Below are 19,747 nucleotides of genomic sequence, written 5' to 3'. Positions count from 1 at the left end.
CGGCCGCTGGCCGGCATTTCAGTCAGGCGGCGAGGGGGGTAGTGCCGGCCGCTGGCCGGCATTTCAGTCAGGCGGCGAGGGGGGTAGTGCCGGCCGCTGGCCGGCATTTCAGTCAGGCGGCGAGGGGTAGTGCCGGCCGCTGGCCGGCATTCCACTGCCGGATCACGGCTTGTCGCGCACCAGCGCATCGGCCTCGACCACACCGCCATCCTTTCCATGCAGGTACAGGTGCATGTCCTGCTGCGGGTACGGGATGTTGATGCCGGCCTTGTCATAGCCCAGCTTCAGCTGTTCCAGCAGCGTGACCTTGGTGCCGAACCAGTCGGCCGACTTCACGTAGCAGCGGATGCCGAGGTTGATGGCGTGTGCGCCCAGTTCGTAGACCACCACGTCCGGTGCGGGGGTCTGCAGCACACGCGGATCGGCCTTCATCAGCGCCAGCGCGGTGTCGCGTGCCAGCTGGATGTTGTCTTCGTAGCCGATGCCGATCACCAGCTCGACGCGGCGCGTCGGCTCGGCGGTGAGGTTGATGATCGGCGCGGCGGTGATCAGCGTGTTCGGAATGGTGGTGTGCTGGTTGTCAGCGCCGGTTAGCACGGTCTGGAAGATGCGCACTTCGCGCACGGTGCCGGTCTGGCCGGCCACCGTGACCACATCGCCCACGCGGAACGGTCGCAGCGTCACCAGCATCACGCCCGAGGCGATGTTGGACAGCGAATCCTTCAATGCCAGACCGACCGCCAGGCCAGCGGTGCCGAGCACGGCCAGCAGCGGGGTGATCTGCACGCCCAGAGTCCCAATGGCCAGCACCACCACGATCACCAGTGAGGCGGCATACACCACGTTGCGCAGGAAGCTGCCCAGCATCGGGTCCACACCCATGCGCGCAGTGGCGCGCGGCATTGCATTGGACAAGCGACGTGCCACCCACAGGCCCACCAGCAGCACCACGATCGCGGCCAGCAACGGCACGCCGTAGGTTTCCAGCAGGCGTTCCCAGTCGAGCGAGTGGAACCAGGGCGTTGCGGCGGGGGCGGCGGGTGCTGCTGCGGCGATCATGCGGAAGTCCTTTGCTGAGAAACGGTGTCTGCGTGGGGCAGGGCGTGCGTGCACGCCAGAAACACGAAGCCCCGCAGAGGCGGGGCTTGCGTGCAGCAGCAGTATCGGCCGACGCCGATGAACACGACGTCAGCCTATGGCCATCACGGCATCAGCCGTTGGCCTTCAGCTTGGCCAGGCGCAGCCAGGTATCGACCACGGTGTCCGGGTTCAGCGACACCGACTCGATGCCTTCCTGCATCAGCCATTCGGCAAGATCCGGGTGATCGGACGGACCCTGGCCGCAGATGCCAACGTACTTGCCCTTGGCACGTGCTGCCTTGATCGCCATCGACAGCAGCTTCTTCACTGCCGGGTTCCGCTCGTCGAACAGGTGCGCAACGATCGAAGAGTCGCGGTCCAGGCCCAGGCTCAGCTGGGTCAGGTCGTTGGAGCCGATCGAGAAGCCGTCGAAGATCTCCAGGAACTCATCGGCGAGCAGTGCGTTGGACGGCACTTCGCACATCATGATGATCTTCAGGCCGTTCTCGCCCTGCTTCAGGCCGTTCTGTTCCAGCACCTCGACGACCTTGCGGCCTTCTTCCAGGGTGCGCACGAACGGAATCATGACCCACAGGTTGTCCAGGCCCATTTCGTTGCGCACGCGCAGCACGGCCTTGCACTCCAGCGCGAAGGCGGCCGAGAAGCTCGGGTCGACGTAACGGCTGGCGCCGCGGAAGCCGATCATCGGGTTCTCTTCGTGCGGCTCGTAGTTGCTGCCGCCGATCAGGTTGGCGTACTCGTTGGACTTGAAGTCCGACAGGCGCACGATCACCGGGTTCGGTGCAACCGAGGCGGTGAGGGTGGCGATGCCTTCGGCCAGGCGGTCGACGTAGAAGCTGACCGGATCACCGTAGCCGGCGATCTTCTCATCGATCTTCTTCTTGGTCGCCGCGTCCTGGCGGTCGTATTCCAGCAGTGCGTTCGGGTGGATGCCGATGTGGCTGGCGATGATCATTTCCAGGCGGGCCAGGCCGATGCCGGCGTTCGGCAGCTGGCCGAAGTCGAAGGCACGTTCCGGGTTGGCCACGTTCATCATGATCTTCAGCGGGGCCGGCGGCATGTTGCCCAGATCGGTGGTGGTGCGCTCGAAGCCGAGCTTGCCTTCGTAGATGAAGCCGGTATCGCCTTCAGCGCAGCTGACGGTGACCAGCTGGCCATCTTCAATGACCTTGGTGGCGTTGCCCGAACCGACCACGGCGGGCACGCCCAGCTCGCGCGCGATGATCGCGGCGTGGCAGGTGCGGCCACCACGGTTGGTGACGATGGCCGAAGCGCGCTTCATCACCGGTTCCCAGTCCGGGTCGGTCATGTCGGCGATCAGCACGTCGCCCGGCTGCACGCGATTCATGTCGTCCAGCGTCTTGACCACGCGGGCCACGCCCGAACCGATCTTGGCGCCCACAGCGCGGCCTTCGGCCAGCACGTTGCCGCCCTTTTCGGTCAGCGCGAAGCGCTCGATCTGGGTGGCGTGGCTGCGCGACTTCACCGTTTCCGGGCGCGCCTGCACGATGAACAGCTTGCCGCTGACACCGTCCTTGGCCCACTCGATGTCCATCGGGCGGCCGTAGTGCTTTTCGATGACCAGCGCCTGCTTGGATAGTTCCTGCACGTCCTCGTCGCTGATCGAGAAGGTGTTGCGCAGTTCGACCGGAGTGTCCTCGATCCTGACGCGCTCACCCGGGACATCCGAATACACCATGCGGATCGCCTTGCTGCCGAGCGAGCGGCGCAGGATCGCCGGCTTGCCGGCCTGCAGGGTGGGCTTGTAGACGTAGTACTCGTCCGGATTGACCGCACCCTGCACGACCATTTCGCCCAGGCCGAACGAAGAGGTGACGAACACCACGTCGCGGAAGCCGGACTCGGTGTCCAGGGTGAACAGCACGCCGGAGGAACCGACGCCCGAACGCACCATCAGCTGCACGCCGGCGGACAGGAACACGTCCTCATGCTTGAAGCCGTGGTGGACGCGGTAGGCGATCGCACGGTCGTTGTACAGCGAGGCGAACACTTCCTTGACCTTGTGCACGACATCGTCGGCACCGGTGACGTTGAGGAAGGTCTCCTGCTGGCCGGCGAAGGAGGCATCCGGCAGATCCTCGGCGGTGGCCGACGAACGCACGGCCACGGCCACGTCGCCGCCGCCGTTTTCGGCGCTCAGCTTGGCGTAGGCGGTGCGGATGTCCTGGTCCAGCTGCGGCTGCAGCGGCGCATCGATCACCCAGCTGCGGATTTCCTTGCCGGCGGCGGTCAGCGCGTTGACGTCCTCGACGTCCAGCGTGGCCAGCTTGTCGAAGATGCGCTTGGACAGATCGTTGTGCGCGATGAAGTCCTTGAAGGCTTCAGCGGTGGTGGCATAACCGCCCGGCACCGAAACGCCCAGACCGGCCAGGTTGCCGATCATCTCGCCCAGGGACGAATTCTTGCCGCCTACGCGGGCCAGATCGGCCAGACGCAGTTCGTGCAACCACAGGATGTTCTCGTTCAAGCGCGATGCTCCGTTTGGCCATCGCCCGAGGCGGGCTGAGTGGCCGCGTCCGTAGGAAGAAGCCGATATGATGCCGGGCAGACCACTGTCGGCACAAGCTTGTGCTGGCGGCCTTTTTAAGCTTCGTAGGGGGTAAAAGCGCGCATGTCGACCATCCGCCCGGTGTTCTACGTTTCCGATGGAACCGGTATCACCGCTGAAACCATTGGGCATAGCCTGCTCACCCAGTTCTCCGGGTTCAGCTTCATTACCGACCGCATGTCGTTTGTCGACGACCCCGAAAAAGCGCGTGAAGCCTGTGCCCGGATCCAGGCGGCGGGGGAGCGGTACCAGGTCCGGCCGATCGTGGTGAACTCCTGCGTGGACCAGAGCCTGAGCCTGATCCTGGCCGACAGCGGGGCGCTGATGCTGGATGTGTTCGCGCCGTTCATCGAGCCGCTGGAGCGTGAACTTGCCAGCCCGCGCCTGGCCCGGGTCGGCCAGGCCCACGGCATGGTCGACTTCGACACCTACCACCGCCGCATCAACGCGATGAACTTCGCCCTGACCCACGATGACGGTATCGCGGTGAACTACGACGATGCCGACGTGATCCTGGTGGCGGTGTCGCGCGCCGGCAAGACGCCCACCTGCATCTACCTGGCCCTGCATTACGGCGTGCGTGCGGCCAACTACCCGCTGACCGACGAGGACCTGGAAAGCGACCGCCTGCCGCCGCGCCTGCGCAACTACCGGCGCAAGCTGTTCGGCCTGACCATCGACCCGGACCGCCTGCAGCAGATCCGCCAGGAGCGCCGCCCGAACTCGCGCTACGCCAACCTGGAGACCTGCAAGCGCGAGGTGGCCGCGGCCGAGGTGATGTTCCAGATGGAGCGGATCCCGACGCTGAGCACCACGCATACCTCGATCGAGGAGATTTCCAGCAAGGTGCTGGCCACGCTGGGGCTGCAGCGCGAGTTGTATTGATCCGTGCGCCACGACCAACGGTCGTGGCCTACCTCCCGGGGCAATACCCCTCCTGCGCGGGGGCATCGACCCTCCTGCACGGTGGGTATCGACCCTCCTGCACGGTGGGTATCGACCGTTGGTCGATACCGAGCCCTTTGGTCGGGGTGATCCCGCCCCCACGTTGAAGCACCAACGTGTAGGATCGACCCATGGCCCGAGCCTTGCCCCGTACCGAACGCATTCCCCGCCTGAGCCGGTTGAGCTGGCTCATGGGCCTGTACGCGGAGAACTATCGCCATCTGGTGCGCCTGTTCGAACCGGCCGGACTGGCGGCGGGCAGCTACATTTCCTCGATCGGCGACGGCCTGGATGTCCGCCTGGACGTGATCGAGTGCCACCGCTACACGGTGGAACTTCGCCTGACCTACGACCTGGCCGACCCGGTCACCGGCGAGCCTGATCCGTCGGCCTACGTGCGCCTGTACCGTGACGCGCGCCAGGCCGAGACCACCCATTGCTATGTCGGCCGCCGCTGGCAGGACACCATGGGCCTGTACCCGCCGCCGGCGGAACTGATCAGCCACCGCATGCGCATGAACACCTTCCTCGGCAAGTGGCTGGAATACCTCGCCGAGCGCGGCCACGGCGTGGCCACCCTGCGCCGCGATCCTGATGGCGCCACTGCGGCTGCCGAACGCCGCCTGTCGCTGGTGCGCTGATCGGCCATAATCCACGGCTGACCTGCCGCTGGATGCTGCCCATGCCGTACACCCCGATCGTCGCCACCCTGGGCTACGTGCTGTCGCCCGATCGTCGCCAGGTGCTGATGATCCACCGCAACACCCGGCCCGGTGACCACCACCTGGGCAAGTACAACGGGCTGGGCGGCAAGATCGAACCGACCGAAGACGTTGCGGCAGGCATGCGCCGCGAAATCGCCGAGGAAGCCGGCATCGACTGCACCGGCATGCGGCTGCGCGGCACCATCAGCTGGCCGGGATTCGGCAAGCATGGCGAGGACTGGCTGGGCTTCGTGTTCGTCATCGACAGTTTCGAAGGCACCCCGCACGGCGGCAACCATGAAGGCACGCTGGAGTGGGTGGACCTGGACAAGCTGGACACGCTGCCGATGTGGGAGGGCGACCGCAACTTCCTGCCACTGGTGTTCGACGCCGACCCGCGCCCCTTCCACGGCGTGATGCCGTACCAGGACGGCCGCATGGTCAGCTGGTCCTACAGCCGGCTGTAAGCCGGCGAATCGGGAGGGGGGCGATCTTTCGAGTGGGGATCAACCTTCCAGGTGGGTGCCAACCTTGGTTGGCACGCTCTTCCGGTTCATTAATGTCCGGGCAATATTGACGAACGCAAATTACCCGGGCAATATTCGCGCATCACCTCCGATGCCATTGCCATGCCTGCGTCCCGACTCCCTCCCTTCAGTTGCTTCGACGGCCACCGGCTGGTCGCCTCCGGTACCCCGGAAGTGGCTGCGCTGGCGCTGAAGCAGCTGCGTGCCGGCAACGCTGCCGGTCCGCTGCTTGTGTTCGACAACGCTACCGGCCGCACCCGTGATTTCGATACGCGCGGCAGTGACGCAGAACTGCTGGCGCGGGTCGTCGAAGCCTTTCCCGCCGCCGTCGAGGCGGATGCCGACGTTACTGCCGAAGAGGCGCCGGCAACTCCGCGTGGCCGCGGCCGCCCCAAGCTGGGCGTGGTCGCACGCGAAGTGACCCTGCTGCCGCGCCACTGGGCGTGGCTGGCCGAGCAGCCCGGCGGGGCCTCGGTAGTGCTGCGCAAGCTGGTGGAGGCGGCCAGCCGTGCTGGTGCCGACAAGGACCGGCAGCGCCGCCACAGCGAGCGTGCCTATCACTTCCTGCAGACCGTCGCCGGAGACCTGCCGGGTTTCGAGGAAGCGATCCGTGTCCTGTTCGCGCACGACCGGGCGGGCCTGGAAATGGCGTTACGCAGCTGGCCCGAGGATGTGCGCAATCACGCCCTGCGCCTGGCCTTCGATGATTCTTCGGACCACGCAGACGGCTGAGCCACCGCGCCGCTACTGAGCGGCGGCGCCACCTGATCGCGGGCCACGGCCCGCTCCCCTGTGCTTGCTTTGCTGGCGGAAACGCCGGGCAGGGCAGCGCCTTGCCCAGAGAACCCCATGGACACCCCCGCACATCCCATCCCCCCGGTCGCGCCGCCCCTCTGGCGCACCTATCTGACCCTGCTCCTGCCGATGCTGCTGACCAACGCATTGCAGCTGGCTGCAGGCACGCTGGACAACGTCTACCTCGGCCATCTGCTGGGTACGCAGGCGGTGGCCGCCGCCGCTGCGTTCTTCCCTGTCTTCTTCCTGCTGCTGGCCCTGGTAATGGGTCTGGCCACCGGTGCGATGGTGCTGATCGGCCAGGCCTGGGGCGCGGGCCGGCCGCAACAGGCTCGCGCGGTCGCCGGCAGTGCGGTGGCACTGATTCTGCTGTTGTCAGTGCTTGTGATGGCGGTGGGCGGCGGTTTCGCGCCACAGCTGCTGGCGGCACTGGGCACGCCAGCGCCGATCCTCGGCGAATCCATCGTCTATGCCCGTGTTCTGCTGCTGGCGGCACCGGCGTTCTTCCTGCTGTGGCTGGCCACTGCGGTGAGCCGTGCGGTGGGCGATGCCAAAACGCCGCTGCATGCGCTGCTGCTGGCCACGGTGGTCGGCCTGCTGTGCACGCCGCTGCTGATCCTGGGCTGGGCCGGCCTGCCGCAGCTGGGCGCGGCCAGTGCGGCAGTCTCGGCGGCGCTCGCCTCGCTGCTGGCCCTGGCCTGGCTGATGTGGCGGTGGCAGCGCATGGGGCACCCGTTGGCCCCGGGGCATGAGTTGCTGCAAGCCATCCGCTTTGATGGAGCGCTGATCCGTTCGATGCTGCACATCGGCATACCGTCTTCGTTGCAGATGCTCAGCCTGGCCATTGCCGAAATCGTGCTGCTGGGCTGGATCAACCGCTATGGCTACACGGCCACGGCCGCCTACGGTGCGGTCAACCAGTTGATGAGCTGGGTGCAGCTGCCGGCGATGTCGCTGGGCATCACTGCCACCATCCTCGCGGCGCATGCGATGGGCGCGGGGCGTACGGCACGGCTGCCGGCCATCGCACGCACAGGCGTGCTGCTTGGACTGGCGATGCTGAGCGGGGTGGTGGTGCTGGTTGTGGCGCTGGCGCCCTGGCTGACCGGCCTGATCCTGGCGGCGACCGACGTGCGCGAACTGGCCGCGTTGCAGTTGCGCACCGTGGTGTGGGGCGTGCTGGCGATGGGAGGCAGTGCGGTGCTGGTCGGAGTGATGCGCGGCAGCGGCACGGTGCTGTTGCCGGCGTTGCTGGGCATGGCTGCCGTGTTGCTGCTGGAGCTGCCGTTGGCGATGTGGCTGCAATCCCGGCACGGTCTGGCCGGGCTGTGGTGGGCATGGCCGCTGGGGTTGCTGGCCATGCTGGTGATGCAGGTGTTCTGTTTCGCGCATTGGCGGCGCCGCGTGCAGGCCGGGTAGTGCCGGCCGCTGGCCGGCAATCCGCAATGGACGGAGCAGCCGGCCAGCGGCCGGCTCTACCACTCGATCGGATCGCATCCGGCGCGGATGCAGGTGTTCTGTTTTGCTCGCTGGCGGCCGGGTGCAGGCTGGGTAGTGCCGGCCGCTGGCCGGCAATCCGCAATGGCCGGAGCAGCCGGCCAGCGGCCGGCTCTACCACTCGGTCGGATCGCATCCGGCGCGGATGCAGGTGTTCTGTTTTGCTCGCTGGCGGCCGGGTGCAGGCTGGGTAGTGCCGGCCGCTGGCCGGCAATCCGCAACGGCCGGAGCAGCCGGCCAGCGGCCGGCTCTACCACTCGGACGGATCGCATCCGGCGCGGATGCGGGTGTTCTGTTTTGCTCGCTGGCGACCGGTGCAGGCCGGGTAGTGCCGGCCGCTGGCCGGCAATCCGCAATGGCCGGAGCAGCCGGCCAGCGGCCGGCGCTACCACTCGGTCGGATCGCATCCGCCGCGGATGCGGGTGTTCTGTTTTGCTCGCTGGCGACCGGTGCAGGCTGGGTAGTGCCGGCCGCTGGCCGGCAATCCGGAATGGCCGGGGCAGCCGGCCAGCGGCCGGCTCTACCACTCGGTCGGATCGCATCCGGCGCGGATGCAGGTGTTCTGCTTTGTTCGCTGGCGGCCGGGTGCAGGCAGGGTAGTGCCGGCCGCTGGCCGGCAATCCGCAATGGACGGAGCAGCCGGCCAGCGGCCGGCTCTACCACTCGGTCGGATCGCATCCGGCGCGGATGCAGGTGTTCTGCTTTGTTCGCTGGCGGCAGGTGCAGGTTGGGTAGTGCCGGCCGCTGGCCGGCAATCCGCAATGGCCGGGGCAGCCGGCCAGCGGCCGGCTCTACCACTTCAGTGCCGCTGTGCCAGCAGCAGGTGGAAGTGCTTTTCTCGGGTCTGGCCGTCATTGCCGGCTGCGGATTCGCGGTGGCTGCGCCAGGCCGAGACGCGGAAGCCCGATACCCGCAGCGCCAGCTCCACCGCGTCCAGCTCATGCAGCTGGAAGTCGGCGGCGAATGGCAGGCTGCGCATGAAGCTGGCATCGCCGAAGGCCAGGCACAGGCGGCCGCCCCGGCGCAGCACCCGCGCCAGTTCGTCCAGCACCGGGGCCAGGTTCGGCCAGAAGTACAGGGTGTTGACCGCCAGCGCGGCATCCATCGCGGCATCGGCGACCGGCAGTGCATGGGCGTCGCCGTGTCGCATCGCCGCACGTTCGGCCACCCCGGCGTCGGCCAGCCGCTGGTTGCCGGCCTCGACCATGGCCGTGGACAGCTCGATGCCCAGATAGTGGCTGTCGGTGGCCTGCAGCATCAGTGGCGCGAAGGCCGCATTGCCCGGGCCGACCTCCAGGACCCGTTCGCCGGCGCCGACGGCCAGCAGCCCGATTGCGGCCAGGTTGAGTGCGCCGTTGCTGCGGTTCATCGAGTCGGCCACCGCCAGCGCGGCCTCGCCGTGGGGCTGCCGCAGCTGTGCGGCCAGGGTGGGAGCATCCAGCATCATCATCGTCCGTTGCAGAGTTTCGGACGTGGCGGCGGCGGGTCCGCCGGTGACCATAGCGCCGACCTTGTGGCTTGGGAAGTAGGGAAACCCCGCTTCCGGGTGATGAGGAAATGTCCAGCGTCGCAGTCGGTGAGATCTGGTTGTCCACAGGGGGTGTGGATTACGCGTGGGCAACTTTGTGGATAAGCCGCGACAGGCGCCACCCCCCTAGGCTGTCAAGATGGGTGGCGAAAAATTCACCGCCGGTGAGGGCAGGTGAGGGTGTGGTGAAGGCGGGTCCTGCCAGTGCTGTCGCCAGCGGCGGCGCTCGCGGTAACCTGTGGGCCTTGATGCTCCGTGAGACCCCATGAAACGTCACTTCTCGATGCTGCGCGAATTCCAGCTGGCCGACTGGTTCACCCTGGCCAATGCTTTCTGCGGCACCGGTGCGGTCTTTGCCGCGATGCGCTTCCTGCAGGACGGCGAGCGTGGCTACCTGCTGTTCGGCATGGCGTTGATCCCGCTGGCCTTCATCTTCGACGCGCTCGACGGGCGCATCGCGCGCTGGCGCAAGTCCAGTTCCACCCTGGGCCGCGAGCTGGACTCGCTGTCGGACGTGATCTCCTTCGGCGTGGCGCCGGCGGCGCTGGCCTATGCCTGCGGCATGCAGGGCGGCTGGGACTGGCTGGTGCTGAGCTACTTCGTCTGCTGCGGTGTCAGCCGCCTGGCACGCTACAACGTCACTGCCGAGGCGCTGGCCGGCGACGAGGGCAAGGTCACGTATTTCGAGGGCACCCCGATCCCGACCAGCCTGGTGCTGGTGATCGTACTGGCGATTGCCGCCGGTACCGATGCCATCGGCCAGGACCTCTGGTTCGGCCAGTGGCAGATCGGCCCGTGGCAGCTGCACCCGATGGTGCTGTTGTTCGCCTTGTCCGGGTCGCTGATGATCAGCAAGACCCTGCGTATCCCCAAGCCATGAGCCAGCCCTGCGGAGGCCTGCGATGACCAGCTCGGCCCACGACGCCGGCAGCAGCGATTTCGAAACGCTGGCGCGGCAGTACTTCGGTGCCTGGGGCGATGCCCTGCGCCACGCGAGCACGCCCGGTGCACCGGCCGGCGGCGACCCCGGCAGCTGGCAACGGCTGTTCGACTGGTGGAGCCAACTGTTGCCCGAACAGGGGCAGGGCGCGCCGGAAGATGCCGTGCGCCGTTTCCGCGAACAGGCCGGCAGCTGGTACGGCACCATGCAGGAAGTGGCCGCGCGTTTCGCCGGCCGCGATGCCAGCAGCGCCGAGGTGGCCCAGGCCTGGCGCGAGGCGGTGCAGGGGCAAGGCGACGGTATGCTGCAGTGGATGCTGCAGGGCGCCCGTGGCAGCACCCACGCCGGCGCCACCGTGCCCGACTTCGCCGCATGGCTGCAGCAGTTCCAGCTGCAGGCGGGCCCGTGGCTGCAGAGCCCGGCGTTCGGCCCCGGCCGCGAGCACCAGGCGCGCTGGCAGGCCCTGCTGCGGGCGCAGGAGGAGTACCAGCAGCATTCGCGCGCCTACGTTGATCAGATCAGGCAGGCGTTGGACGAGGCCTTCGCGTTGTTCGAGCAGCGTCTGGCCGAGCACGAACAGCCCGGCAGCCAGTTGACCAGCGCCCGCGCGATGTTCGACCTGTGGATCGAAGTGGCCGAGGAGGCCTACGCCAAGGTCGCCATGTCCGAACCGTTCCAGCAGGTGTACGCCTCGCTGGGCAACGCGCAGATGCGCCTGCGCGCCGGCCTGCAGCGCGAGGTGGAACAGATGAGTGAGCGTATCGGCCTGCCGACCCGCAGCGAGATGGACGCCGCGCATCGCCGTATTGCCGAACTGGAGCGCAGCCTGCGTCGCCTGCAGGCACAGGTGGCGGTGCTGGCGGGGACTGCCGCGGTCGATCCGGTGTCGCAGCCGGCACCGGCGAAGGTGAAGCCGGCCGCGCGCAAAGCCGTGAAGAAGGCGGCGCCGGCAAAGAAGGCGCCTGCAAAGAAGGTGTCTGCGAAGAAGGCTGCGTCTCGCGCTTCCACTCGGGCGCGTGACCGATGAAAGGACCGCTGGGCTTCAACGCCGATGACCTGATGCAGGAAACCCTGGCCATGCAGCGCAAGCTGATGGAAGGGCTGAAGCTGCTGCCGCAGGTGGAAGACGTGGACTATGGCGTGACCGCACGCGAGGAAGTCTGGCGTGACGGCAAGGTGGTGCTGTACCGCTTCGTCGGCGAACAGGCACCGACCCGGCGCACGCCGCTGCTGATCGTCTACGCGCTGGTCAACCGGCCGTACATGGTCGACCTGCAGGCCGACCGTTCGCTGGTGCAGAAGCTGCTGGCGCTGGGCCAGGACGTGTACGTGCTGGACTGGGGCTACCCGGACAGGTCCGAACGCTTCCAGACCCTGGAGGACTACCTGCTGCGCTATATCGATGGTGCGGTGGACGCGCTGCGCACCCGCAGTGGCGGCCCGGTCGACCTGCTCGGCATCTGCCAGGGCGGGGTGTTCGCGCTGTGCTACGCCGCGCTGCGCCGGCAGAAGCTGGGCAAGCTGATCACCATGGTCACCCCGGTCGACTTCCAGACGGCTGACAACATGCTCTCGCATTGGGCGCGGCAGGTGGACGTGGACCTGCTGGTCGACACGCTGGGCAACATCCCGGCCGACCTGATGAATGCCAGTTACCTGATGCTCAAGCCATTCCGCCTGAACGTGCAGAAGTACGTCGGCCTGCTCGACATCCTCGATGACAAGGCCGCGCTGGAGGATTTCCTGCGCATGGAGAAGTGGATCTTCGATTCACCGGACCTGGCGGGCGAGGCGTTTCGCGATTTCATCAAGCAGTTCTACCAGGGCAATGGGCTGGTAAACGGCACGGTGCGGATCGGCGAGGAAGCGGTGGATCTGTCGCAGGTGACGCTGCCGGTGCTGAACATCTATGCCGAGCAGGACCATCTGGTGCCACCGGATGCCTCGCGCGCGATGCGCGGGCGTTTGGGCACGGACGACTACACCGAGTCCAGTTTCCGTGGTGGGCATATTGGTATCTACGTTTCCGGCCGCGCGCAGCGCGAAGTGCCGGCCACGATCGATGGCTGGTTGAAGGCGCGCGATCTGTAGAGTCGAGCCATGCTCGACTGACTTGGGGATGATGATGTACCGGATTTTGTTGATTCTTGCGGCACTGCTGACAGCACCACTTGCCCACGCCGCACCCAGTACGGATGCACGCCGGGAGATCGCCCAGCTGATCGCCAGCCTGGACGGCTCCCAGTGCCGTTTCCAGCGCAATGGCAGCTGGTACGACGGCAGCGACGCGCGCGCGCACCTGCAGCGCAAGTACGATTACCTGCTGAAAAAGGGCATGGTGGACAGCGCCGAGCAGTTCATCGAGCGCGCTGCCAGCCAGAGCAGCATGAGTGGCAAACCCTACCGCATCCAGTGTCCGGGGCAGCCTGAACAGACCGCAGCCGCCTGGTTCGGCGCACGCCTGCAGGCCCTGCGCCACCGCACGCCGTAGACATGGGGGGCGGTGTAGAGTCGAGCCATGTTCGACTGCCTTGTCCATTTCCCGGAGCTGCCGCCATGAACACCACGCCCAAAACGCTGTCGCGTTCATTGAACGACCGCATGATTGCCGGCGTGATGGGCGGCATTGCCCATCGCTTCGGCTGGAATGCGACCCTGCTGCGGGTGATCTACGTGCTGGTTTCGCTGGCCTCCGCCGCCTTCCCTGGCATCCTGGTCTACCTGATCCTGTGGCTCCTGATCCCCAACGAGGCCGATTGAAGACTGGAGCAATGCCCTGGCCGATCTGGCTGCGCGCGCTGCAGGTGCTGGGCGCGGTGTGGACGTCACCCAATTCCCTGCTCGGCGTGATCGGCGGCCTGGCCGGCATGCTCGGCGGCGCGACATTGCGGTGGAGCGGCCGTGACTGCGCGCTGGTGTTCGACCGCTGGCCGTGGGGGCCAGGTGGGGCGATCACTCTGGGGAACGTGATCCTGCATACCGGCCATGACCTGGGCATTTCCTGCCGCACCTATGCGCATCAGGCAGGGTGGGGCGCGGAGCCGCTGATACGGCTGGATGATCACGAACGGGCGCACGTGTACCAGTACATGGTGCTGGGCCCGCTGTACCTGCCGGTGTACCTGCTGTGCGGCGGGGTGAGTGCGCGCAATCCGTTCGAACGGGCGGCCGATCATTTCGCCCGGTTCGGGCGTGGCTGGTGGCCGTAGTTTCCAGCCAACGGCGCAGCCCCTCGTGGGTGGTCGCGGAATGCGTTTCATGCGATTGGGCCGGGCGGGGTGGGTTCGCGGGACACGCCGTGAACCCGTCCCTGGGGGCTCGATGGCGCCATCCATGGCGCCAACGGTCCCGCGAACCCACCCCGCCCGGCCCCTGACAGTTTCCGTGCGCGTCCAGCCACGGAGAAGAAATAGAGCAGCAGAAGCGGGTCGCGCGCTGCGCTTGCTCGCGAGCGGGGCATGGCTTGGCTTGGCTCTACAGGAAGCAACAAATCAGCCGGCCAGGCTGTTTTTGCTTTTGATCTTCTTTTTTCTTTTCCGTGGGTGAACGTGCCCGAAAAACTGTCAGGGGCCGGGCGGGGTGGGTGCGCGGGACCGTTGGCGCCATGGATGGCGCCATCGAGCCCCCAGGGACGGGTTCACGGCGTGTCCTGCGCACCCACCCCGCCCGGCCCAATCACATGAAACGCGTTACACGACCACCCACGAGGGGCTGCGCCGTTGGCGGGAATCCGCCACGGATTCGTTAGCCGGAAGTTAAAGATCCGTAAGCATTCTGCTGCGATCCCGCAGTCATCTGCATGCAACCGATCGTCATTAGCCTTCGTGACGTTCCAGTCAGGTTCGACGCGGTAAGCTCTCCCTCGATGAGCTCGCAGCATCGTTCATCGAGTGCAGTACGCAGTAGCAATTTGGAGGAATACATCACATGGCAATCGTTCTTTATGTCGGTGGTAGCAAGGATGGCGAGAAGGGCGTGGTGCCCTACGGCTTCAGCAAATCCCGCGCCGACACCGCGCTGGGGCCGGAGTTCTACACGGAGCGGTTCATGGAACTGCAGGGTGTCGGCAAGGTCCGCCTGATGGCCCTGGAAGGCATGCGTGACGAGATCGTCATGCAGCGCGCCGCCCGCCACTACCGCTGACCTTCGCAACACGCGGCAGGGCGCGCCCACCATCGCGCGCCCGCGCCGGCATCCCAGCCCAGGGCCAGTCCGAGCCCTCTCTCCGCCAGGATGCCGGCGTCCACTCCGGCCCCGCCGCTGAACCTCGCCCCCTGTCAATGCCTTGTCCGGCTCCGTCGTGGATTGCCAGAATGGGATCTTCCCGTACCGCGGCACAGACCTGAAGCAATGCACGACGCCAAGAACGCCCAGAGCGCGCTCGCCCAGCAGATCGCCCAGACCATCGCCGACGAGATCGGTGCCCAGTCCGCCCAGGTGCGCGCCGCCGTCGGCCTGCTCGACGAGGGCGCCAGCGTTCCGTTCATCGCGCGCTACCGCAAGGAAGTGACCGGGGGCCTGGACGACACCCAGCTGCGCAACCTGGAAACCCGGCTGACCTACCTGCGCGAGCTGGAGGAGCGCCGTGCGGCGGTGCTGGCCAGCATCGGCGAGCAGGGCAAGCTCAGCGACGAGCTGCGCAACGACATCCTGGCCGCCGACACCAAGAGCCGGCTGGAAGACCTGTACCTGCCGTACAAGCCCAAGCGCCGTACCCGCGCCCAGATCGCCCGCGAGGCCGGTCTCGAGCCGCTGGCCGATGGACTGCTGGCCGACCCCACGCAGGATCCGCAGGCCTTCGCCGCCGCCTTCGTCAACACCGACAAGGGCGTGGCCGACACCAAGGCCGCGCTGGAAGGTGCGCGCGCGATCCTGATGGAGCGCTGGGGCGAGGACGCCGCGCTGGTCGGCGAGCTGCGCACCTGGCTGGGAGAGAACGGCGTGATCCGTGCCCGCGTGGCCGAGGGCAAGGAAACCGAAGGCGCCAAGTACCGCGACTATTTCGAGCATGCCGAATCTCTGGCGAAGATTCCTTCGCACCGGTTGCTGGCGCTGTTCCGCGCGCGCCGCGAAGAGATCCTGTTCCTGGAACTGGACCCGGGCAGCGATGCCGAGGCCGGCCACCAGTACGCCGAAGGCCGCGTGGCGCGCAGGGCCGGCATCGCCGACCGGGGCCGCGCCGCCGATCGCTGGCTGCTGGACGCCTGCCGCCTGACCTGGCGCGCCAAGCTGCACACCCATCTGCTGCTGGACCTGTTCAACCAGGCCCGCGAGAAGGCCGAGGCTGAGGCCATCGCGGTGTTCGGCGACAACCTGAAGGATCTGCTGCTGGCCGCACCGGCGGGCCCGAAGACCGTGCTTGGGCTGGACCCGGGCATCCGCACCGGCTGCAAGATCGCCGTGGTCGATGCCACAGGCAAGCTGGTGGCCACCGACACCATCTACCCGCATGAGCCACGTCGCCAGTGGGACCAGTCGGTGCAGACGATCAAGCAACTGTGCGCCAAGCACAACGTTGAACTGATCGCGATCGGCAACGGCACCGCCAGCCGCGAAACCGACAAGCTGGCCGGCGAAGCGATCAAGGCTGCCGCCAACCCGAAGCTGCAGAAGGTCGTGGTCAGCGAGGCGGGCGCCTCGGTGTACTCGGCCTCCGAGTTCGCGGCCAAGGAGTTCCCGGGGCTGGACGTGTCGCTGCGTGGCGCGGTGTCGATCGCGCGTCGCCTGCAGGACCCGCTGGCCGAACTGGTCAAGATCGAACCCAAGGCGATCGGTGTCGGCCAGTACCAGCACGATGTGGACCAGTACCGGCTGGCGCGGGCGCTGGACGCGCGCGTGGAGGACTGCGTGAACGCCGTGGGCGTGTACGTGAACACTGCATCGGCCGCGCTGCTGTCGCGGGTGTCCGGCCTGTCGGCCACGGTGGCCGAGAACATCGTGCGCCATCGTGACGAGAATGGCCCGTTCAAGCGCCGCAAGGATCTGCTGAAGGTCGCGCGCCTGGGCGAGAAGACCTTCGAACAGTGCGCCGGCTTCCTGCGCATCGCCGACGGCGACCAGCCGTTGGATGCTTCGGCGGTGCACCCCGAAGCCTATCCGGTGGTCGAGCGCATCGTGGCCAGCACCGCACGCCCGATCAAGGCGCTGATCGGTGATGGCAGCTTCCTGCGTGGCCTGAAGGCCGAGCAGTTCACCGATGACACCTTCGGCTTGCCGACCGTGCGCGACATCCTGAAGGAACTGGAGAAGCCGGGCCGCGACCCGCGTCCGGAGTTCAAGGCTGCGCGCTTCGCCGAAGGCGTGGAGGACATCAAGGACCTGCGCGAGGGCATGGTGCTGGAAGGCGTGGTGAGCAACGTGGCGGCCTTCGGTGCCTTCGTCGATATCGGCGTGCACCAGGACGGCCTGATCCACATTTCGGCGCTGTCCGACACCTTCGTGAAGGACCCGCGTGACGTGGTCAAGGCTGGCGACATCGTCAAGGTGAAGGTGCTGGAGGTGGACGTGGCGCGCAAGCGCATTGCCCTGACCCGGCGTCTGGACGATACCCCCGGGCAGGCCACCAGCCGCCCGGGCCAGCGTGATGAGCGCGGCCATGGGCAGGGTCCGCGCCGGGATGCAGGCGGCCAGAACCGCGGGCCGAACCGGGGCCAGGGCAATGGTGGCCGTCCCGCCGCGTCCACGCCCCCGGCCAACAACGCCCTGGCCGAGGCCTTCGCCCGCGCCAAGCGTAGTTGAGGACCGTGTTCCCCGTCACGCTTGATTCGTGGCGGGGGACTTGTCGATTTTCCCCGTGATTGCGCACACTTGCGCTTGAGGGGAGGCGTCCGGCCACCCCGCTGTCGCTGGGGAGGGCCATGACGCCAGCAGGACCCGTCGTCTTCGTTGAGGTCTGCAGCGTCGCGCTGCGGCCGCTGCCTGCCTGCGCGGGCCGGGGGCAGCGGTGATGGCGGGCCAGGGCACCAACGGCAACGGGTTGCTGGAGCGCCGCCTGCAGGCGCTGGCCGAAGAGCGTCGGCGGCTGGCGATGATCATCGATGGCACCGCCGCAGGCACCTGGGAATGGAACGTGCAGAACGGCGAGATGCGGGTCAACGCGCGCTGGGCCGAGATTGTCGGTTACCGCCTGGAAGAGCTGGAGCCGGTCTGCCAGAAGACCTTCCTGAAGCTGGTCCATCCCGATGACATAGCGCTGTCGGACGCGGCACTGGACGAGCATTTCGAGGGGCGCACCGACAACTACGCGTGCCTGCTGCGGATGCGCCACAAGAATGGCCAGTGGATATGGATCCAGGACCGTGGCCGCGTCTTCGAATGGGACGCGCAGGGCAAACCATTGTGGATGGCCGGTGCGCATGCCGACGTGACCGAGCTGCAGCAGGCCCGACAGGATGCGGCCGAAACACGGCAACGCCTGCAGGCCGTGGTCGATGCCTCCGACGAGGTGGCGGTGATCGCCACCGATATCGATGGCACCATCACCCTGTTCAACACCGGCGCGCAACGCCTGCTGGGCTACAGCGCGGCGGATGTGGTCGGCCAGCGCCGGCTGGATGCCTTCCACGATCCGCAGGAACTGAATGCCTGGCTGCGACCGCTGGCCGATGCCGATGGCCAACTGCCAGATGTGTTCGAGGCACTCAGTGCGCGTGCCGATGGCCAGACCTATTCGCGGCAATGGACGCTGCTGCGCAAGGACGGCCAGCCACGCCAGGTACGCCTCTCGATCAGCCGCATGGACGGTGCCGACGGTGTACGCATCGGCTATGTCGGGATGGCCATCGACATCACCGAGATCCTGCAGGCGAGGGCCGAAGCGCGCTTGTCCGCGGAGAAGTTCGCCGGTGCGTTCACCTCGGCTGCGCTGGGCATGGCGCTGGTGTCACTGGAAGGGCGATGGCTGGACGTCAACGATGCGCTGTGCCGGATCCTCGGCTATCCGCGGGAAGAGCTGCTGCAGGTGGATTTCCAGCGACTCACCCATCCTGATGACCTGCAGACCGACCTGGCCCTGGTGCAGGACCTGCTGGCCGGGCGTCGCAGCCACTACCACCTGGAAAAGCGCTATCTCGATCGCGATGGCAAGGTCATCTGGGCCCGATTGTCGGTCTCGCTGGTGCGCAACGAGCATGGCGAGCCGTTGCATTTCGTGTCGCAGATCCAGGACATCACCGCCCAGCGCAGCAGCGAGCAGCGGCTGTTCGAGAGCGAACAGCGCAGCCGCATCACCCTGGATGCCGTGGCCGACCTGGTGCTGAGCGTCAGCCTCGATGGCCGTATCGATTACGCCAATGCCGCTGCAGTACGCATGTTGGCCGGCGATGGCGCGTTGTCGCTGGCCGGACACAAGGTGCAGGATGTGCTGGCGCTGACCACCGAATACGCGCCGGGTTCGGTGCTGGACGTGTCGGTACTGCTGGATCCGGACAGCAATGCGGTCGACCTGCATGCCGACCTGCTGCTGCGCCTGGGTGCCGCCACGGTGCCGGTGGACCTGACCCGCGCCTGGTTGCGCGATGACGAGGGCCACGTGCGAGGCGCGGTCTGGGTGCTGCGCGACGATACCCAGCAGCGTGCCCGCCAGCGCGAGGCGCGTCATCTGGCCGAGATCGATCCGCTGACCGAACTGAGCAACCGCCGTGGCTTCGAGGTGCATCTGCAGCAGGCGATCACCCGTGTTGAACGTACCGGCCAGGCCGCGTCGCTGATGTACATCGATCTGGATCGGTTCAAGCCGATCAACGATACCTGGGGCCATCTGGCTGGCGATGCGGTGCTCTGGGCGGTGGCCAGCGTTCTGCGTCACGGGGTGCGCGATTCGGATGTGGTGGCGCGGCTGGGCGGCGATGAGTTCGCGGTGATCCTGTCCGGTTGCACGCCGCGTCGTGCAGCGCGCATTGGCGGCGAGCTGCTGCACACCCTGGCGTCGCTGTCGATTCCGTGGGACCAGGACCGGTTGCGGGTAGGGGCCAGCATCGGCATCGCGCCGCTGGCCGGGGGGATGAGCGTGGATCAGGCGGTGGCCGCGGCCGATGCCCAGTGTTACCGGGCCAAGGCGATGGGCCGCAACAACGTGCAGGTGCAGGGCGAGGCCAGTGAGCTGCCGGGCGATGATTCCGAGGTCGTCGAGGGCTGATCTCA

The 19,747-nt window shown here is 67.1% G+C and carries 17 protein-coding genes; 14 read left to right on the top strand and 3 right to left on the bottom strand.

Features of this window, described 5'->3' with window-relative positions:
• Positions 1–162 precede the first annotated feature (162 nt).
• Positions 163–1,059: a mechanosensitive ion channel domain-containing protein gene (locus tag Q9Q79_RS12600; protein WP_005410099.1), complete on the bottom strand. Its 897-nt coding sequence runs from the start codon at positions 1,057–1,059 to the stop codon at positions 163–165.
• Positions 1,060–1,210: 151 nt separating this feature from the next.
• On the bottom strand, positions 1,211–3,589 hold the full coding sequence (gene ppsA / locus Q9Q79_RS12595; RefSeq protein ID WP_005410098.1) for a phosphoenolpyruvate synthase: 2,379 nt from the start codon (positions 3,587–3,589) through the stop codon (positions 1,211–1,213).
• A gap of 144 nt (positions 3,590–3,733) precedes the next feature.
• On the opposite strand from ppsA, the gene Q9Q79_RS12590 reads away from it, so the two are divergent.
• The 5 genes from Q9Q79_RS12590 (at position 3,734) to Q9Q79_RS12570 (ending at position 8,060) form a co-directional block, all read left to right on the top strand.
• On the top strand, positions 3,734–4,555 hold the full coding sequence (locus Q9Q79_RS12590; protein ID WP_005410097.1) for a pyruvate, water dikinase regulatory protein: 822 nt from the start codon (positions 3,734–3,736) through the stop codon (positions 4,553–4,555).
• 191 nt (positions 4,556–4,746) lie between these two features.
• On the top strand, positions 4,747–5,256 hold the full coding sequence (locus Q9Q79_RS12585; RefSeq protein ID WP_005410096.1) for a DUF1249 domain-containing protein: 510 nt from the start codon (positions 4,747–4,749) through the stop codon (positions 5,254–5,256).
• Positions 5,257–5,297: 41 nt separating this feature from the next.
• Positions 5,298–5,786 carry an 8-oxo-dGTP diphosphatase gene (locus Q9Q79_RS12580; protein WP_005413820.1) on the top strand — a complete coding sequence of 163 codons (489 nt, stop codon included), beginning with the start codon at positions 5,298–5,300 and terminating at the stop codon, positions 5,784–5,786.
• 162 nt (positions 5,787–5,948) lie between these two features.
• Positions 5,949–6,578 carry a DUF2239 family protein gene (locus tag Q9Q79_RS12575; protein WP_033833148.1) on the top strand — a complete coding sequence of 210 codons (630 nt, stop codon included), beginning with the start codon at positions 5,949–5,951 and terminating at the stop codon, positions 6,576–6,578.
• Between the two features lie 117 nt (positions 6,579–6,695).
• Positions 6,696–8,060, top strand: a complete 1,365-nt coding sequence (locus Q9Q79_RS12570; protein WP_111189443.1) for an MATE family efflux transporter — start codon at positions 6,696–6,698, stop codon at positions 8,058–8,060.
• 877 nt (positions 8,061–8,937) lie between these two features.
• Here Q9Q79_RS12570 and Q9Q79_RS12565 read toward each other — a convergent pair.
• Complete coding sequence (locus Q9Q79_RS12565; protein ID WP_049449956.1) at positions 8,938–9,588, bottom strand: class I SAM-dependent methyltransferase; 651 nt, start codon at positions 9,586–9,588, stop codon at positions 8,938–8,940.
• A 343-nt stretch (positions 9,589–9,931) separates the two neighbouring features.
• Between Q9Q79_RS12565 and Q9Q79_RS12560 the strand changes: the two genes are divergently transcribed.
• From Q9Q79_RS12560 to Q9Q79_RS12520, 9 genes are all read left to right on the top strand, one after another.
• Positions 9,932–10,546, top strand: a complete 615-nt coding sequence (locus tag Q9Q79_RS12560; RefSeq protein WP_005410091.1) for a phosphatidylcholine/phosphatidylserine synthase — start codon at positions 9,932–9,934, stop codon at positions 10,544–10,546.
• A 22-nt stretch (positions 10,547–10,568) separates the two neighbouring features.
• A complete protein-coding gene (gene phaE, locus Q9Q79_RS12555; protein WP_099527884.1) occupies positions 10,569–11,633 on the top strand; it encodes a class III poly(R)-hydroxyalkanoic acid synthase subunit PhaE in 1,065 nt (354 codons plus the stop codon).
• Positions 11,630–12,697, top strand: coding sequence for a class III poly(R)-hydroxyalkanoic acid synthase subunit PhaC (gene phaC / locus Q9Q79_RS12550; RefSeq protein WP_033833144.1), 1,068 nt, complete (start codon positions 11,630–11,632; stop codon positions 12,695–12,697). The genes phaE and phaC overlap by 4 nt, the downstream gene beginning before the upstream one ends.
• Positions 12,698–12,728: 31 nt before the next feature.
• A complete protein-coding gene (locus tag Q9Q79_RS12545) occupies positions 12,729–13,097 on the top strand; it encodes a YfeK family protein (RefSeq protein WP_005413813.1) in 369 nt (122 codons plus the stop codon).
• 65 nt (positions 13,098–13,162) lie between these two features.
• Positions 13,163–13,366 carry a PspC domain-containing protein gene (locus tag Q9Q79_RS12540; protein WP_005410087.1) on the top strand — a complete coding sequence of 68 codons (204 nt, stop codon included), beginning with the start codon at positions 13,163–13,165 and terminating at the stop codon, positions 13,364–13,366.
• Positions 13,363–13,815, top strand: coding sequence for a hypothetical protein (locus tag Q9Q79_RS12535; protein WP_024958853.1), 453 nt, complete (start codon positions 13,363–13,365; stop codon positions 13,813–13,815). The genes Q9Q79_RS12540 and Q9Q79_RS12535 overlap by 4 nt, the downstream gene beginning before the upstream one ends.
• Before the next feature lie 718 nt (positions 13,816–14,533).
• Positions 14,534–14,749, top strand: coding sequence for a hypothetical protein (locus Q9Q79_RS12530; RefSeq protein WP_005410085.1), 216 nt, complete (start codon positions 14,534–14,536; stop codon positions 14,747–14,749).
• A gap of 207 nt (positions 14,750–14,956) precedes the next feature.
• Positions 14,957–17,344, top strand: coding sequence for a Tex family protein (locus Q9Q79_RS12525; RefSeq protein ID WP_049397485.1), 2,388 nt, complete (start codon positions 14,957–14,959; stop codon positions 17,342–17,344).
• Positions 17,345–17,552: 208 nt separating this feature from the next.
• Entirely contained in the window at positions 17,553–19,742 is a 2,190-nt protein-coding gene (locus Q9Q79_RS12520; RefSeq protein ID WP_005410083.1) for a PAS domain S-box protein, read from the top strand.
• Positions 19,743–19,747 lie beyond the last annotated feature (5 nt).

It is taken from the genome of Stenotrophomonas sp. a6, from assembly GCF_030913325.1.
Classification (GTDB): domain Bacteria; phylum Pseudomonadota; class Gammaproteobacteria; order Xanthomonadales; family Xanthomonadaceae; genus Stenotrophomonas; species Stenotrophomonas maltophilia.
Note: the sequence above shows the minus strand (reverse complement) of the source record. Positions and strands in the feature narration are given on the sequence as shown.